General features: G+C 69.2%; 16 protein-coding genes. 13 read left to right on the top strand and 3 right to left on the bottom strand.

The window, feature by feature from the left end; genetic code table 11:
• Window positions 1–25: 25 nt before the first annotated feature.
• The 9 genes from ACT89H_RS13000 to ACT89H_RS13040 all read left to right on the top strand — a co-directional run bounded on the left by ACT89H_RS13000 (window position 26) and on the right by ACT89H_RS13040 (window position 9,366).
• Entirely contained in the window at window positions 26–1,579 is a 1,554-nt protein-coding gene (locus ACT89H_RS13000) for a FadD3 family acyl-CoA ligase (protein ID WP_445108804.1), read from the top strand.
• On the top strand, window positions 1,579–2,484 hold the full coding sequence (locus ACT89H_RS13005) for an enoyl-CoA hydratase (RefSeq protein WP_445108805.1): 906 nt from the start codon (window positions 1,579–1,581) through the stop codon (window positions 2,482–2,484). The genes ACT89H_RS13000 and ACT89H_RS13005 overlap by 1 nt, the downstream gene beginning before the upstream one ends.
• Window positions 2,484–3,626, top strand: coding sequence for an acyl-CoA dehydrogenase family protein (locus ACT89H_RS13010; RefSeq protein ID WP_445108806.1), 1,143 nt, complete (start codon window positions 2,484–2,486; stop codon window positions 3,624–3,626). Before ACT89H_RS13005 ends, ACT89H_RS13010 begins: the two co-directional genes overlap by 1 nt.
• Entirely contained in the window at window positions 3,623–4,651 is a 1,029-nt protein-coding gene (locus tag ACT89H_RS13015) for an acyl-CoA dehydrogenase family protein (RefSeq protein ID WP_445108807.1), read from the top strand. Before ACT89H_RS13010 ends, ACT89H_RS13015 begins: the two co-directional genes overlap by 4 nt.
• 38 nt (window positions 4,652–4,689) lie before the next feature.
• The gene (locus tag ACT89H_RS13020) at window positions 4,690–5,745 is read left to right on the top strand and encodes an acyl-CoA dehydrogenase family protein (protein ID WP_445108808.1); all 1,056 of its coding nucleotides are present in this window, start codon (window positions 4,690–4,692) and stop codon (window positions 5,743–5,745) included.
• 219 nt (window positions 5,746–5,964) lie between these two features.
• Window positions 5,965–7,362: an FAD-binding oxidoreductase gene (locus ACT89H_RS13025; protein ID WP_445108809.1), complete on the top strand. Its 1,398-nt coding sequence runs from the start codon at window positions 5,965–5,967 to the stop codon at window positions 7,360–7,362.
• Between the two features lie 71 nt (window positions 7,363–7,433).
• Window positions 7,434–7,904: a MarR family winged helix-turn-helix transcriptional regulator gene (locus tag ACT89H_RS13030; protein ID WP_445108810.1), complete on the top strand. Its 471-nt coding sequence runs from the start codon at window positions 7,434–7,436 to the stop codon at window positions 7,902–7,904.
• 149 nt (window positions 7,905–8,053) lie between these two features.
• Window positions 8,054–8,806, top strand: a complete 753-nt coding sequence (locus ACT89H_RS13035; RefSeq protein WP_445108811.1) for a DUF427 domain-containing protein — start codon at window positions 8,054–8,056, stop codon at window positions 8,804–8,806.
• Between the two features lie 149 nt (window positions 8,807–8,955).
• Window positions 8,956–9,366, top strand: coding sequence for a cupin domain-containing protein (locus ACT89H_RS13040; protein ID WP_445108812.1), 411 nt, complete (start codon window positions 8,956–8,958; stop codon window positions 9,364–9,366).
• 6 nt (window positions 9,367–9,372) lie between these two features.
• On the opposite strand, the gene ACT89H_RS13045 is transcribed toward ACT89H_RS13040, so the two are convergent.
• From ACT89H_RS13045 to ACT89H_RS13055, 3 genes are all read right to left on the bottom strand, one after another.
• The gene (locus tag ACT89H_RS13045) at window positions 9,373–10,242 is read right to left on the bottom strand and encodes an MBL fold metallo-hydrolase (protein ID WP_445108813.1); all 870 of its coding nucleotides are present in this window, start codon (window positions 10,240–10,242) and stop codon (window positions 9,373–9,375) included.
• Between the two features lie 119 nt (window positions 10,243–10,361).
• Window positions 10,362–10,694: a hypothetical protein gene (locus tag ACT89H_RS13050; protein WP_445108814.1), complete on the bottom strand. Its 333-nt coding sequence runs from the start codon at window positions 10,692–10,694 to the stop codon at window positions 10,362–10,364.
• Window positions 10,694–11,965 carry a 3-ketosteroid-9-alpha-monooxygenase, oxygenase component gene (locus ACT89H_RS13055; RefSeq protein WP_445108815.1) on the bottom strand — a complete coding sequence of 424 codons (1,272 nt, stop codon included), beginning with the start codon at window positions 11,963–11,965 and terminating at the stop codon, window positions 10,694–10,696. The genes ACT89H_RS13050 and ACT89H_RS13055 overlap by 1 nt, the downstream gene beginning before the upstream one ends.
• 198 nt (window positions 11,966–12,163) lie before the next feature.
• Between ACT89H_RS13055 and hsaA the strand changes: the two genes are divergently transcribed.
• From hsaA to hsaB, 4 genes are read left to right on the top strand one after another with little or no spacing between them, the layout of a single operon-like run.
• Window positions 12,164–13,327, top strand: coding sequence for a 3-hydroxy-9,10-secoandrosta-1,3,5(10)-triene-9,17-dione monooxygenase oxygenase subunit (hsaA, locus tag ACT89H_RS13060; RefSeq protein ID WP_445108816.1), 1,164 nt, complete (start codon window positions 12,164–12,166; stop codon window positions 13,325–13,327).
• 11 nt (window positions 13,328–13,338) lie between these two features.
• Window positions 13,339–14,217, top strand: coding sequence for a 4,5:9,10-diseco-3-hydroxy-5,9,17-trioxoandrosta-1(10),2-diene-4-oate hydrolase (gene hsaD, locus ACT89H_RS13065; RefSeq protein WP_445108817.1), 879 nt, complete (start codon window positions 13,339–13,341; stop codon window positions 14,215–14,217).
• Entirely contained in the window at window positions 14,217–15,122 is a 906-nt protein-coding gene (hsaC, locus tag ACT89H_RS13070; protein ID WP_445108818.1) for an iron-dependent extradiol dioxygenase HsaC, read from the top strand. Before hsaD ends, hsaC begins: the two co-directional genes overlap by 1 nt.
• A 13-nt stretch (window positions 15,123–15,135) precedes the next feature.
• On the top strand, window positions 15,136–15,708 hold the full coding sequence (gene hsaB / locus ACT89H_RS13075; protein WP_445108819.1) for a 3-hydroxy-9,10-secoandrosta-1,3,5(10)-triene-9,17-dione monooxygenase reductase subunit: 573 nt from the start codon (window positions 15,136–15,138) through the stop codon (window positions 15,706–15,708).
• Window positions 15,709–15,733 lie beyond the last annotated feature (25 nt).

Raw genomic sequence — 15,733 nt, forward strand, 5'->3', positions numbered from 1 at the left:
TCGCTCGCAGACGGTAAGGACAACCGTGGCAACCCCGGCACAGACGACACCGACAGCACTGCACCACGCCGCTCGGACCTTCGGCGACACTCCCGCGATCGCCGACGGCTCGGTGCGGCTGAACTGGACCCAATTGCTCGAGGCGGTCCAGGAAGTGGCGCGGGCGCTCATCGCGCGCGGAGTGCGAACGGGCGACCGCGTGGCCATCTGGGCACCCAATACCCACCACTGGGCGATCGCCGCGCTCGCCGCCCACTACGCGGGCGCGGCGCTGGTGCCGTTGAACACCCGCTACCTGGCCGCCGAGGCCGCCGACGTGCTCGGACGGGTGGACGCGAAGGCTCTGTTCATCGCGGGACCGTTCCTCGGCCGCGACCGCCTCGCCGAACTACGTACGTGCGCCGCCGGTCCGGCCATCGACACGGTGGTGGTGATCCCGGCGGAGCCCGGCACGGAGAACACCGACATCGCCGCGCTGGACTGGTCGGAACTCGCGACCGTCGCCGCGCCGGTCACCGTCGCCGAAGCCGAGGAACGCGCCGAGTCGGTCCGCCCCGACGACATCTCCGACATCCTGTTCACCTCCGGCACCACCGGCCGCAGTAAGGGCACGCTGGTCGCGCACCGGCAAGCGCTGTCGGTGGTGCGGGCCTGGGCCGAATGCGCCACCCTGCGCGGCGACGACCGGTATCTGGTGGTGAACCCGTTCTTCCACAATTTCGGTTACAAGGCGGGCATTCTCGCCTGCCTGGTCACAGGGGCCACGATCATCCCGCAAGCCGTTTTCGACGTGCCGGAGACGATGCGACTGATCGACTCGGAGCGGGTCACCGTGCTGCCCGGTCCGCCGACGATCTACCAGACGATCCTGGATTTCCCGCGCCGCGCCGAATTCGACTCGAGTTCCCTGCGGGTGGCCGTCACCGGAGCGGCGACGGTGCCGGTGGTGCTGATCGAGCGGATGCGCTCGGAACTGGCCTTCGACGTCGTCGTCACCGCCTACGGCCTGTCCGAGAGCGCGGGATTCGGCACCATGTGCCGCGTCGACGACGACGCCGAGACCATCGCGAACACCTGCGGCAGGCCGATCGCGGATTTCGAACTGCGCCTCGGCGAAGCCGGCGAGATCCTGCTGCGCGGACCGAACGTGATGCTCGGGTATCTGGACGATCCGGACGGCACCGCGGAGACGATCGACGCCGCCGGCTGGCTGCACACCGGCGATATCGGCACGATCGACGACCGCGGCTACCTGACGATCACCGACCGGCTCAAGGACATGTACATCTGCGGCGGCTTCAACGTCTACCCCGCCGAAGTGGAACAGGCGCTGGCCCGGCTGGACGGCGTGGCGGAGTCGGCGGTCATCGGCGTGCCCGACACGAGGATGGGCGAGGTGGGCAAGGCCTATGTGGTGCGCAAGCCCGGCTCAGGCCTCACCGAGGACCAGGTGCTCGCCCACGCCACCACCGTGCTGGCCAATTTCAAGGTGCCGCGATTCGTCGAATTCCGCGATCAGCTGCCCTACAGCGCCGCCGGGAAAGTGCTCAAGCGCCAACTACGTGAGAAGGAGTCGTAATGTCGGAACCGGCAGGCCCGGACCGTGGTCCGGCGATACCGGACGAGGGCGAGGTCGTCACCTACGAGCGGCGCGGGCGCGTCGCGATCGTCAGGCTGAACCGGCCGGACTACCGCAACGCGCAGAACTCGGTGATGACCTACGCCCTCGACGCCGCGTTCGAGCGCGCCGTGGCGGATCCCGAAGTCGGGGTGATCGTGCTGGCGGGCAACGGCGAGCATTTCAGCGCCGGGCACGACATCGGCACGCCCGGCCGCGACCACCACGTGCGGTACCAGAACAAGGCCGCGCTGTGGTGGGACCACGTGGACCGGGCCGGCGGCGACCAGCGCTTCGCCCGTGAGCTCGAGGTCTACCTCGGCATGTGCAGGCGCTGGCGGGAGATCCCCAAGCCGACCATCGCCATGGTCCAGGGCGCCTGCATCGCGGGCGGGCTCATGCTGGCCTGGGTGTGCGATCTGATCATCGCCGCCGACGACGCGTTCTTCTCCGATCCCGTGGTCCGCATGGGTATTCCGGGCGTGGAGTACTTCGCGCACCCGTGGGTGATGGGTCCGCGCGCGGCGAAGGAATTCCTGTTCACCGGCGATCGGTTCAGCGCGGCACAGGCCAAGGAGTGGGGCATGGTCAACCGCGTGGTGCCGCGCGCCGAACTGGAGGCCGAGACCCTCGCGCTGGCCGAAAGGATTGCCACCATGCCGCAGTTCGGTCTCGCGCTCACGAAGAAGGCGGTCAACCAGGCCGAGGACCTGATGGGCATGCGGTCGGGCATGGACTCGGTCTTCGGCCTGCACCACTTCGCGCACGCGCACAACGCCGAGGTCGGCGCCGACTCGCTGGGCGGGATGAACGCCGAGTCGATGAAGGCCTCCGCGAGCAGCGCAGAACAGAACGGAACGACCTAGTGGATCTGGAGCTCGACCGGTCGACCCAGGAATTCCAGCGGGAGGTCCGCGAATTCCTGGCCGCGAACAAACCCGCGAAACCGCTGCCCGCCATGGACACCGAAGCGGGATTCGAGGCGCACCGCGCGTGGGAGCGCACCCTCGCCGACGCCCGGCTCTCGGTGGTGGCCTGGCCGGAGGAGTTCGGCGGGCGCGATGCCTCGCTGCTGGAATGGGTGCTGTTCGAGCAGGAGTACTACGCGGCGGGCGCACCGGGGCGGGTCGGCCAGAACGGCATATTCCTGCTGGCGCCGACGCTTTTCGAACACGGCACCCGCGAACAGCTGGAACGGATCATGCCGCGGATGGCGCGCGGCGACGACATCTGGGCGCAGGCGTGGTCGGAACCGGAAGCGGGCAGTGACCTGGCGGGTATCCGCTCAACCGCCCGGCGCACCAACGGCGGCTGGCTGCTGAGCGGACAGAAAACGTGGAGTTCGCGCGCCGCCTTCGCGGACCGGGCGTTCGGGCTGTTCCGCAGCGACCCCGAGGCCGAGCGGCACCAAGGCCTCACCTACGTCATGTTCCCGCTGACCGCCGACGGGGTTTCGGTGCGCCCGATCCCGCAACTGGACGGAGAACCCGGCTTCGCGGAGATCTTCCTCGACGACGTGTTCGTGCCGGACCGCGACGTCATCGGCGCCCCCGGCGCGGGCTGGCGCGTGGCGATGAGCACCTCCAGCAACGAACGCGGCCTCTCGCTGCGCAGCCCCGGCCGGTTCAGCGCCACCGCGCAGCGGCTGATCGAGCTGTGGCGGGAGGCGGGCGAGGAGGACAACACCGCGCAGCGCGACGCGGTGGTGGACGCCTGGATCGGCAGCGAGGCCTACCGGCTGCACACATTCGGCACGGTCACCCGGCTCGACGACGGCGGCAAGCTGGGCGCGGAATCCTCGATCACCAAGGTGTTCTGGTCGGAGCTGGACATCGCCATGCACGAAACCGCGCTCGAGCTGCTCGGTCCCGCGGCCGAGCGTTCCGGACCGTGGACCGACGGTTACCTGTTCGCGCTGTCGGGACCGATCTACGCGGGCACCAACGAGATCCAGCGCACCATCATCGCCGAGCGGCTGCTCGGATTACCGAGAGGAAGCGGCCGATGAGATTCGCGCTCAGCCCCGAACACCTCGATTTCGGCGCCGGCCTGCGCAAACTGCTGGAGGCGGGGCGCGTGCCCGCCGCCGCGCGCGCGTGGGCCTCCGGCGACACCGGGCCCGGTCGCGCGTTGATCCGGCAACTGGCCGAGACCGGTGTGCTGGGGCTAGCCGTCGCGGAGGAACACGGCGGAAGCGGCGCCGAACCGATCGATCTGGTCGTGGCGTTCCAGGAGATCGGCCGGGCGGCCGTGCCGGGACCGCTGGTGGAGACCGGCGCGGCGATTCCGGCACTGCTGCGAGCGCTTCCGGACCAGGGCCCGGCCGCGCGCCGGCTGCCCGGCTTCGTGGCGGGCACGGCGCTGGGCACCGTCGCCTTCACCGGGCCCGGCCACAGCGGTGTCGCGCTGGACGCTGACACCGCCGATCTGGTCTTGCTGGCGGGCGAGCGGCTGTCCATCGGGCGCCGCATCGGACTGGTGCGATCGGTCGATCCCGCCCGCCGCCTGTTCACGGTCGCCGCGGCCGAGATCGTCGCCGAGGGTGAGCAGGTCGGCGCGGCCGTGGCCGCCGGTTTCGACACCGGCGCGCTGGCCTGCGCGGCCCAGCTGCTCGGCGCGGGCAAGGCACTGCTGCACGCGTCCACCGAATACGCCAAGCAGCGCAAGCAATTCGGCAAACCGATCGGCGAGTTCCAGGCCGTGCAACACAAGCTGGCCGATGTGCTCATCGCACTGGACTTGGCCGAGCCGCTGCTCTACCGGGCCGCGCTGACCATGACCGGCCCCACCCGCGGCCGTGACGTCTCGGCCGCCGTGATCGCCTGCGGCGACGCCGCCTACCGCGCGGCCCGCACCGCGCTCCAGGTGCACGGCGCGATCGGCTACACCGCCGAGTACGACCTCTCGCTGTGGCTGACCAAGGTGACCGCCCTGCGTTCGGCCTGGGGCACACCGGCCCTGCACCGCGCCCGGATCGCCCACGCGCTGCGGGACGACACCGACCAGAAACGCGCCGCCCGAGGCATCGCATAGCGAAGCGTCACCACGCAGGGCCGGCCGAAAGGACTCCGATGAGCACCGCCGAACATCAGGAATTCCTCGCCTCGGTGCGGGCGCTGCTGACCAAGCACGCCGGGTCCGCGGCGGTGCGCGCCGCGATGGACACCAAGCTCGGCTACGACCCGGCGCTGTGGCGGCTGCTGTGCGACCAGATCGGTGTCGCGGCGCTGGCGATTCCCGAGCGGTACGGCGGCGTGGACGCGAGCCTGGTCGAATCTTTCGCGGTGGTGGGCGAATTGGGCCGCACGCTGGCCGGGGTGCCGATGCTCGGCTCGGCTGTCCTCGGCGCACAGGCGGTGCTGCGGTCCGGCGACGCGGAGGCGTGCGCGCGGCTGCTGCCTCAGGTCGCCGAGGGGACGCGCACGATCGCGGTTTGCTGGGCGGACGAGCGCGGCTGGGACGAGCCGGGCGTGCACGAGACGGATGGCGCGCTCACCGGGACCGCGTACTACGTGCTCGACGGGATGTCGGCGGACACCTTCGTCGTCGTCACGCCGACCGGTCTGTTCGAGATCGAGCCCACCGCGCCGGGCGTCACCCGGCGACCCGCACCCACCATGGACCCCACCCGCAAACTGGCCGAAGTCGGCTTCGCCGCCGCACCCGCACGACGGCTCGGCTCGGGTGACCAGTCCGCGACGGTCGCCCGGCTGCGGGAGATCGCGTGGGCCGCGCTGGCGGCGGAGCAGGTCGGAGCCGCCGACCGCTGCCTGGAGACGACGGTGGACTACGCCAAATCCCGGGTGCAGTTCGGCCGGGTGATCGGCAGTTTCCAGGCGCTCCGGCACCGCATGGCCGACATGTACGTACTGCTGGAATCGGCGCGGTCGGCGTCCGTCGCGGCCACCGCGGCGGTGGCCTCGAACAGCCCGTCGGCCGCCGAGGACGTCTGGGTCGCCCGCGTGCACTGCTCGGACGCGTTCACCGCCATCGCGGCCGAGACCGTCCAGTTGCACGGTGGCATCGCGATCACCTGGGAACACGACGCGCACCTGTTCTTCAAGCGCGCTCACGGGGACGCGCATTTGTTCGGCGTGGCGCACCGCCCGGTGCCACAGTCCTCCTGAGCGGGGTCGGCGGCGCACCGATCCAATCGGCGGTACCGCCCTGCCCCGACAGGCTGTGCGGCGCGGACGCCGATGCACTAGGATGTGACAGGCACCACACGCGCATGGCCGGGGGATGCGTTTTCGAGTGGCACCGCAGGTCGGAATCGGTGCCGTAGCGGGTCGACATGCCGGCTCGCCTTCCCAAAGTCGTCGGGGCCCACCAGCCGGGAGGATGCCATGACGCAAACAGTGAATTCCGATCTCCAAGCGTTGCGGTCCACCATCGCCGGGCCGGTGTACGGCCCAGCGGACACCGGATACGATCGCGCCCGCGCCATCTGGAACGGTGACATCGACCGGCATCCCGCCGTGATCGCCCAGTGCCTGTCGCCGCGTGACGTGGCCGCGGCATTGGCCTTCGGCCGCGACCGCGGGCTGGAGATATCCGTTCGCGGCGGCGGCCACTCCTACAGCGGGACCGCCGTCGGCGAAGGCGGCTTGATGATCAACCTGAGCGCCCTCAAAGGCGTCGTGGTGAATCCGGAGACCGAGCGCGCCCGGGTCGGCGGCGGCGCGACGATGGCGGACATGGACGCCGCCACTCAGGCGTACGGGCTGGCGGTGACCGGCGGGGTGATCAGCGATACCGGCGTCGGCGGCCTCACGCTCGGCGGCGGCATGGGCTGGCTGACCCGCATGGCCGGGCTGGCCATCGACAACCTCGTCTCGGCGCAGGTGGTGCTCGCCGACGGGCAGGTGGTGCGGGCGTCCGATACCGAGAACGCGGAACTGTTCTGGGCGTTGCGCGGCGGCGGCGGAAATTTCGGAGTGGTCACCGAATTCGAGTACCGCCTGCATCAGGTCGGGCCGCAGATCCACCTCGGCCTGCTGTTCTGGGACATGCCGGACGGTACCGACGCACTCCGCCTGATCCGTGAGTTCATCCCCACTCTGCCGCGCCGGTCGGGAGCGTTGATCGCGCTGGCGATGTCGGCGCCACCGGCGCCGTTCGTCCCGGAGCGATACCACGGCCACGCGGGCCACGCCCTGATCGTCGCGGGTTTCGGCACGGCCGAGGAGCACGCCGCCGCGATGGCGCCGATCCGGAACGCGCTGCCGCCGCTATTCGAATTCCTCACCCCCATGCGGTACGTCGAATTGCAACGGATGCTCGACGCGGCCGCGCCGTGGGGCCTGCACGGCTATGAGAAGGCGCTGGATCTCTACGATTTCTCCAACGACGTCATCGCGGTTCTGGCCGAGAACGCCGCCAAGAAGACCGCGCCGCTGTCGTTCATGCCGATTTTCCCGCTCAGCGGCATGTTCAGCACTGTCGGTGAGGACGACACGGCGTTCGGCGGCACGCGCGACTCGCATTACGAGTGCAATATCACCGCGATCGCCCCGGACGCCGAGACGCTCGCCCTGGACCGGGAATGGGTGCGCACGACCTGGGAAGCGCTGCGTCCGCTGGCTTGCAACCGCGGCGGGTATGTCAACTTCATGACCGACGCGGACCACGACCGGGTTCGCGAGTCCTACGGGCGCACGAAATACGCGAAGCTGGCGCACATCAAGGCCGACTACGACCCGGGCAACGTCTTCCACCGCAACGCGAACATAGCCCCCAGTTGACCTCGTGTGGCCGACTGCACCATCGATAGCCCTTCAGCGCGGTTAGTTAGCCTATGTAATAAAATTTCCCGGTGCGGCAAGCTCAGGTGAACGTAGCGGATGACATCGTCGTCGACCTTCTCGTCACCGCGGGCAGGCTCACTCGGCTGGCCGGGGTGATCAGCGGCGACGACCTGCCGCGGGCCATGTTGCGGGCGCTGGCGGTGCTCGACGAACACGGCGCGCTGCGCGTCAGCGAATTCGCCAGGATCGACCGATGTTCACAGCCGGCGGCAACGGCGCTGATCGGCAAGCTGGTCGCGGAAGGCTTCGCGACCCGGCGCAAGGACCCGGAGGACTACCGGGCCGTGATCGTCGACCTCACCCCGGCCGGGCGAACCCGGCTGGCCGAATCCCGCCGCGCATTCGCCACCGCGATCGGCGGACACCTGCCCGGCTTCGACGCCGATCGACTGGCACGACTGGACACCGAACTGCACGACCTGCTGAAAGCCCTGAAAGCGGCTGGACGACAGCACGATCCGATCGCGAGGGGACAGTGATGAGCACTGTGGCTCCCACCCGCGCCCCGGTCGCGGGCACCACCGAGCAACCGAAAGCCGTCTGGGCGGTCGCGGTCGCCGGCGCCTGCGTGGCCGCCTTCGTCGTTTCGCTCTGACGCGCACCCGCCCGAGGAGTACGGTCAAGAGATATGACCGAAGCGAAGCGGGGGCGCGTCAGCGTCGAAACCAGCCAGAAGCGTGTGCGCGTCTACTTGGGCGGGCGTTTGGTCGCCGACAGCGTACGGCCGGTGCTCGTGTGGGAGAACCCGCACTACCCGACCTACTATCTGCCGGTCACGGACCTGCGCGCGAAGCTCGAACCGAACGGGCAGACCCAGCATTCCACCAGCCGCGGTGACGCGACGGTCTACGACGTCATGGTCGACGGCACGACCGCGGGCGGGGCGGCGCTGCGCTATCACGAGTCGCCGCTGACCGAATTGCGCGAGCTGGTCCGGCTGGAGTGGGGTGCGATGGACGAGTGGTTCGAGGAGGACGAACCGATCTACGTCCACCCGCGCAACCCGTACTCGCGCGTAGACATCCTGGCCAGTTCGCGGCATGTGCGGGTGGAGATCGGCGGCGTCACCGTCGCCGACTCGCGCGCGCCGCGCATCCTGTTCGAAACGGGGTTGCCCGCCCGGTATTACCTGCCGATGACGGATGTCCGCATGGATCTGCTGTACCCGTCGGCCACCCACACCAGCTGCCCGTACAAGGGCACCGCCGACTACTGGACCGTCCGCGTCGGCGGCGCGGAGTACCCCGACTACGTGTGGGGCTACCGCACGCCGCTTCCGGAGAGCCAGAAGATCGCCGGGCTGGTCTGCTTCTACAACGAGAAGGTCGACATCTACGTCGACGGTGAACTCCAGGAACGGCCCCGCTCGCCGTTCAACTGAGCATCGGGCGGCTGCGGTCGGGTCGGACCGCAGCCGCACGGCGGTATCGGCCGACGCCGTGTCGCGTCGCGGCGGCGGCGAGCCATTCGGAATCACCTGGCGCATCGAGGAGCGCTGAGGGGCGCGGGAGGATCGGGCATAGTCGAACGATGACCGATCATCGACCGCCGCTCGCCGTCGCACTCGATCTCGCGCCGCATCCCGAGGGCGGCTGGTACCGCGAAACCTGGCGCAGCCCCGCGCGATTCACGCCGGATGGCTATCCCGGCCCGCGCGCCGCCGCCACGGCGATCCATTTCCTGCTGCTGCCGGGCGAGCGGTCGGCCCCGCACACGGTGCGCTCCGACGAGCTGTGGCTGTGGCATCGCGGCGGGCCGCTGGCGCTGGACATCGGCGGCGACGAGGTGATCCTCGGTCCCGACCTGACGCGCGGCCACGCACTCCAAGCGGTGGTGCCGGGCGGGGTCAGCCAGTCGGCGCGGCCCGCGGGCGCGGAATACGTCCTGGTCAGCTGCGTCGTCGCACCGGGATTCGACTTCGCGGATTTCCGGCTGGACTGATCGGGCTCAGCGCACCGGCACGGCGGCGAATCGGTCGAGTTCGTGCGGATCGTGCGCGCAGAACATCCGCACCCGGTCGCCGTGGTCGGCGTGCAGCGTACGCAGCCGTTGCAGGTTCGCCACCCGCTCGCGTCCGAGCGTGCTCGCGAGCACCTCGAACACGCCGAGGCCGACCGGGGGACGCGCCTTCCCCGCCGCCAACTGCCGGTGATGGAAATAGGCGTCTCCGCAGTGCAGCAACCACCCGTCGCTCTGCCGGACCGCGACGCCGCTGTGCCCGCGCGTGTGGCCGACCAGCGGGATCAGCATGATGTCCTCGAGCACCGGGACGGCGGTGAAGCCGAACCAGGTGTCGGCGCCGGTCTCGTGGGCCAGCCAGCGGGGAGCGTGCTCCCACTGGCGCGGCCGGTAGCGCAGCTTCGCCCCAAGAGTGGGGCGCTGGGTCGCCGCGTCGAGTTCGTCGGCGAAGACGTGCACGGTGGCGTCGGGGAAGTCCGACAGCCCGCCGGCGTGATCGAGATCGAGATGGGTGAGCACGATGTGCCGGACGTCCTCGCGTCGATAGCCCAGCCCGCGGATCTGGTGCAGCGCGGTGCGTTCCGGGCGCAAACGCGGACGCAGCAGTCGCGAGGTAGCGAAACCCAGCCTGCCCCGATCGAGCACGTCGGCCATGCCGAAACCCGTGTCCACCAGCACCAGGCCGTCATCGGACTCGACGAGCAGGCAATGGCCGACCAGCCCGCCGGTCAGCAGCCCACCGCTGCCCAGCAGCGCGCGCCCGCCGGCCGGGCACATGGTCGCGCAGTCCAGATGCCGCACCAGCATCGCGGAAACTCCCTCCTGCGGCACCGAATCGGACTCGATCCGTTTCGGCACGAAGGTCTTTTTTGTTCCCGTCAACGTAGCCGGAGCACGACTCCGCCGCGACAGCGCGGTCACCGCCGCGGCGAACAGCGGGCGACCGGATCGTCGCGCACCGCCACCGAACAACCCTGCTACTCATGGATTTCCAGCACGCCCTCGGCCACGGCCCAGGCGATGGTGCGCTCCAGATCGGGACATGAGTCCGGGCGACCCGGCCCGTGACCGCTGGCGCTGAGTTCGGCGAAAACCGGGCAGTGCTCGGCCGGATCGCCGGTCCACTGCACGGACGTCTGATGCGTACTGCTCTTGCGCACCAGTACGTGGCTATGGCAGGTCCGGCACCGCAGGGGTGTCAGGCCGTCCTCCAGATACCGCTGTCGGTCGACCCCCGTCTGGGCGCGCACTTCGGCGCGCCGAGCGGGTTGATCGGCGAAATCGGGTGCCTTCGCCCAGCCTGCGGCCATCAGACGCCCGCCTCGGCTTCGTCGGTCTCGCGCTTGCGCCGCAGGTTCTCGGCGACCTCGGCCGCCCACGCCTCGTTCGCCTTGCTGGTGTCCACCTCGAACTCGAAGCGCTGGGTCATCTTCTCCGTGACGTCGGCCAGATCGACATAGAACTGCTCGTACCAGCGACGCAGCTGGTAGACCGGCCCGTCCTCCTCGCACAGCAACGGGTTCTCGATCTTGGACTTGTGCTTCCAGATCTCGACGTCCTGCAGGAAGCCGACGCTGATGCCCTCGGTCATCTTCTCGGCCAGCTTGGTCGCCATCTCGCCCTCGACGCCCTTCGGCTTCTCCAGCGTGATGCCCCATTGCAGGACGAAGGAGTCCTGGGTGACCGGGTAGTGGCAGTTGATCAGGACGCTGTTGACCTCGTAACCGCGGTAGATGTTGATCAAGGGGTTGATCATGTACGAAGGGCCGAAGTACGACGCCTCGGATTTCAGCAGCGTGTCACCGCCGTACTTGGCGGCCATGCCGATGTCCGGCCTGCCCTTGGTCTCCAGGAACTGGGTGGCGATGTGGCCCTCGAAGACGTTCTTGAAGTACGTCGGGAAGGCGAAATGGATGTAGAAGAAGTGCGCCATGTCGACTACGTTGTCGATGACCTCGCGGCAGTTGGCGCCCTCGATCAGCATCGAGTTCCAGGTCCAGTCGGTCCATCCGCGGTCGAGTCGCTCGCTGGGGTTGCCGTCGGCGTCGGTGTAGGGGCCCTTGATGTGCGGGATCGTTACCTCGGGCGGCGGCTGGCTGCCCTCGTGGTCGTGCCAGATGAACAGCTGGCCGTTGCGCTCCAGCGTGGTCCACTTCCTGGTGCGCGCCAGCGGCGGCACCCGTCGCGCGTACGGAATCGCGGTGCACTTGCCGTTGGCGCCCGACCAGCGCCAGTCGTGGAACGGACAGGCGATGTCGTCGCCCTTGACCTCGCCCATGCTCAGGTCGCCGCCCATGTGCCTGCAGTAGGCGTCCAGTACCCGCAGTTCACCGCCGCGGTCGGCCCAGACGACGAGCTTGGCGCCGAAGACGTTCACCGCGTGCGGCTCGCCGTCCCGGAACGTCTGGGCCAGACCCAGGCAATGCCATCCCCGCGCATAGCGGGTCGGAGCGGTGCCGACATCCAGCTCCCGGACCTTACCGCCGCGCGGCGTCGGATCGGCCGCCGCGCGGGTCCCTCCGTGGGTTCGCAGGCTGCCGACTCCGAGCCCGTCGCTCGGCGGCGGTGGGGTAACTGCCATCGCGGTTCCTCCTCCTTCTTTACTAGAACACGTTACAAAACTGGCGTCTTCGGCGCCAGCGATTGCCCCCACTTCCTGCATGAGCCCAGGTCCGAGTCGAGGTGAACGACGGTTCTCGACAGAAATAGGAACCTGTTCTAGTCTCAGAGGCGAATGAGATTCCCGACCTCCACCGAGCAGGCAGGAGCAGGTCCCGAGATGACGCGAGAAGTGACCGAACGGGTCGAAGCGCTGTTGCCGACGTTGCGCGAACGCGCACAGGAGGCCGAGGATCTGCGGCGCATTCCCGACGAAAGCATGAAGGCGTTGCAGGAGACCGGCTTCTTCCGGTTGCTCCAGCCCAGGCAGTGGGGCGGTCACGCCGCCGACCCGGTGCTGTTCTACGACACCGTGCGCAAGATCGCCGGCGCGTGCGGCTCCACCGGCTGGGTGGCCGGCATTGTCGGCGTGCACAATTGGCACCTCGCGCTGTTCCCGCAGCAGGCGCAGGAGGATGTCTGGGGCGAGGACACCGAAGTGCGGATCTCCTCCTCCTACGCGCCGATGGGCGCGGGCGCGGTCGTCGACGGCGGCTACCTCGTCAACGGCGCGTGGGCCTGGTCGTCGGGCTGCGATCACGCCACGTGGGCGGTGCTCGGCGGCCCGGTGATCAAGGACGGCAAGCCGGTGGACTTCGGCAGTTTCCTCCTCCCCCGCGACGACTACCGCATCGACGACGTGTGGAACGTGGTCGGCCTGCGCGGCACCGGCTCCAACACCGTCGTGGTGCGGGACGTCTTCGTGCCCTCGCACCGGTTCCTCAGCTTCCGTGCCATGAGCGAACTGAAATCGCCCGGTCTGGCGCAGAATACCGATCCGGTCTACCAGATGCCTTGGGGCACAATCCATCCCACCACCATCTCCACTCCGATCGTCGGCATGGCCTACGGCGCGTACGCGGCGCACGTCGAGCACCAGGGCAAGCGGGTGCGCGCGGCCTACGCGGGCGAGAAGGCCAAGGAGGACCCGTTCGCCAGGGTGCGCATCGCGGAGGCCGCCAGCGATATCGACGCCGCGTGGCGGCAGCTGTCGGGCAACGTGGCCGAGGAGTACGCGCTGCTGGCGGCGGGCAAGGAGATCCCGTTCGACCTGCGCGTGCGGGCCCGGCGCGACCAGGTGCGCGCCACCGGCCGCTCGATCGCCGCGATCGACAAGCTGTTCGAGAGCTCCGGGGCCACCGCGCTGGCCGACGACACTCCGCTGCAACGCTTCTGGCGCGACGCGCACGCGGGCCGGGTACACGCGGCCAATGATCCCGAGCGCGCCTACCTGATGTACGGCACGCACGAGTTCGGCCTGCCCGTCACCGACGGCATGGTCTAGGAGGGGTGACCGTGACATCGACCGCGGAACTCACCGCCGAATCGACTTCGCGCTACGCGCAGGTGCGGCCCGATCTGCGGCTGCACTACCACGAGGCGGGCGTCGGCACCGGGCCGACGATCGTTCTGCTGCACGGCGGCGGGCCGGGCGCGTCCTCGTGGTCGAACTTCGCCCGCAACATCCCGGTGCTGGCCGAGCACTTCCACGTGCTCGCGGTCGACCAGCCGGGCTACGGCCGCTCGGACAAGCCCACCGAGCATCCGCAGTATTTCGTGCACAGCGCCTCGGCGTTGAAGGAGCTGCTCGACCATCTGGAGATCACCTCCCGGGTGCACCTGCTGGGCAACTCGCTCGGCGGCGGCGCGGCGGTCCGGTTCGCACTGGACTACCCGGACCGGGCCGGAAAGCTGATCCTGATGGGACCGGGCGGGCTGAGCATCAACCTGTTCGCGCCCGACCCCACCGAAGGCGTGAAGCTGCTCGCGAAGTTCAACTACGAACCGACCAGGGCGAACCTGGCGGCGTTCCTGCGCGTCATGGTCTTCGACCAGTCGCTGATCACCGAGGAGTTGATCGAGGAGCGGTTCGCCTCGGCGAGCACACCCGAGGCGCTGGCCGCGGCCAGGGCGATGGGCAAGTCGTTCGCGAGCGCGGACTTCGAGAAAGGCATGCTCTGGCGCGACGCCTACCGGCTGCGTCAGCCGGTGCTGCTGATCTGGGGCCGCGAGGACCGCGTCAACCCGCTCGACGGCGCGCTCGTGGCGACCAAACTGATCCCGCGCGCGCAACTGCACGTCTTCGGTGGCTGTGGGCACTGGGCGCAGCTGGAGAAGTTCCACGAATTCAACCGGCTCGCGATCGATTTCCTCGCGGGCGCCGAGGAGAAATGATGGGCATCCGCGCACTGGGATATCTGCGTATCGAGGCGACCGATCTGACCGCCTGGCGGGAGTACGGCCTGAAGGTCCTCGGCATGGTCGAGGGGAAGGGCGCCGACCCCGCAGCGCTGTATTTGCGCATGGACGAGTTCCCGGCGCGGCTGGTGATCGTCCCCGGCGAGAAGGACCGGTTGCGGGTCTCGGGCTGGGAGACGGCCGATGCCGGGGAATTGCAGGACATCCGCAACCGGCTGGACGCGGCGGGAGTGCCCTACAAAGAGGGCACGGCAGCCGAACTCGCCGAACGCCGGGTGCACGAGTTGATCGAGTTCGACGACCCCTCCGGCAACACGCTCGAAGCGTTCCACGGCGCGGCGCTGGAGCATCGCCGGGTGGTGAGTCCCTACGGGCACAGATTCGTCACCCGAGAGCAGGGGCTCGGGCACGTGGTGCTCAGCACCAAGGACGACAAGGCGGCACTGGAGTTCTACCGCGACGTGCTCGGCTTCCGGCTGCGCGACTCGATGCGGCTGCCACCGCAGTTGGTCGGTCGCCCAGCCGACGGCGAGCCCGCCTGGCTGCGCTTCTTCGGCTGCAACCCGCGCCACCACTCGCTGGCGTTCCTGCCCATGCCGACGCCGAGCGGCATCGTCCATGTGATGCTCGAGGTGGAGAACGCCGACGACGTCGGGCTGTGCCTGGACCGCGCGCTACGCAAGAAGGTCACGATGTCGGCGACGCTCGGACGGCACGTCAACGACAAGATGCTCTCCTTCTACATGAAGACCCCGGGCGGGTTCGACGTCGAATTCGGTTGCGAGGGTTTGGAAGTGGACGACCACGAGTGGATCGCGCGGGAATCCACCGCGGTGAGCCTGTGGGGCCACGACTTCACCGTCGGGCAGCGGCAGCAGTGACGGCGAGCGAGCGATGACCGCGGACGGATCCGAGATCGATCCACGGCGGTTCCGCACCGTGCTGGGGCAGTTCTGCACCGGCGTCACCGTGATCACCACCTTCGACGGCGACCGAGCGCCGATCGGCTTCGCGTGCCAATCCTTCGCCGCCCTCTCCCTTGAACCGCCGCTGGTGCTGTTCTGCCCGACCAAGGCGTCCCGCTCCTGGGCGGCGATCGAGAAATCCGGTCGCTTCTGCGTGAACGTCCTCGCCGAACAGCAGCGCGAGGTGTGCGCCCGCTTCGGCTCCCGCGCACCCGACAAGTTCGCCGGAGCCGCCTGGCACGCCTCCGACCTGGAACTGCCGCTCCTCGACGACGCGCTGGCCACCATCGAGTGCAAAGTCGACAGCGTAATCGACGGCGGCGACCACTACATCGTCATCGGCCGAGTCCAAACCCTCACCGAAACGACCACCACCGGCCGCCCGCTCCTGTTCTACCGCGGCCAGTACACCGCCATCGAACCCGAGAAGACCACCCCGGCCCCGTGGCGCGCCGACCTGGAGCACTTCCTCACCACGACGACGTTGGACACCTGGTTGTAGGGCTTCGCAGCACCAAATAGCACTT

Source organism: Nocardia aegles, from assembly GCF_052545135.1.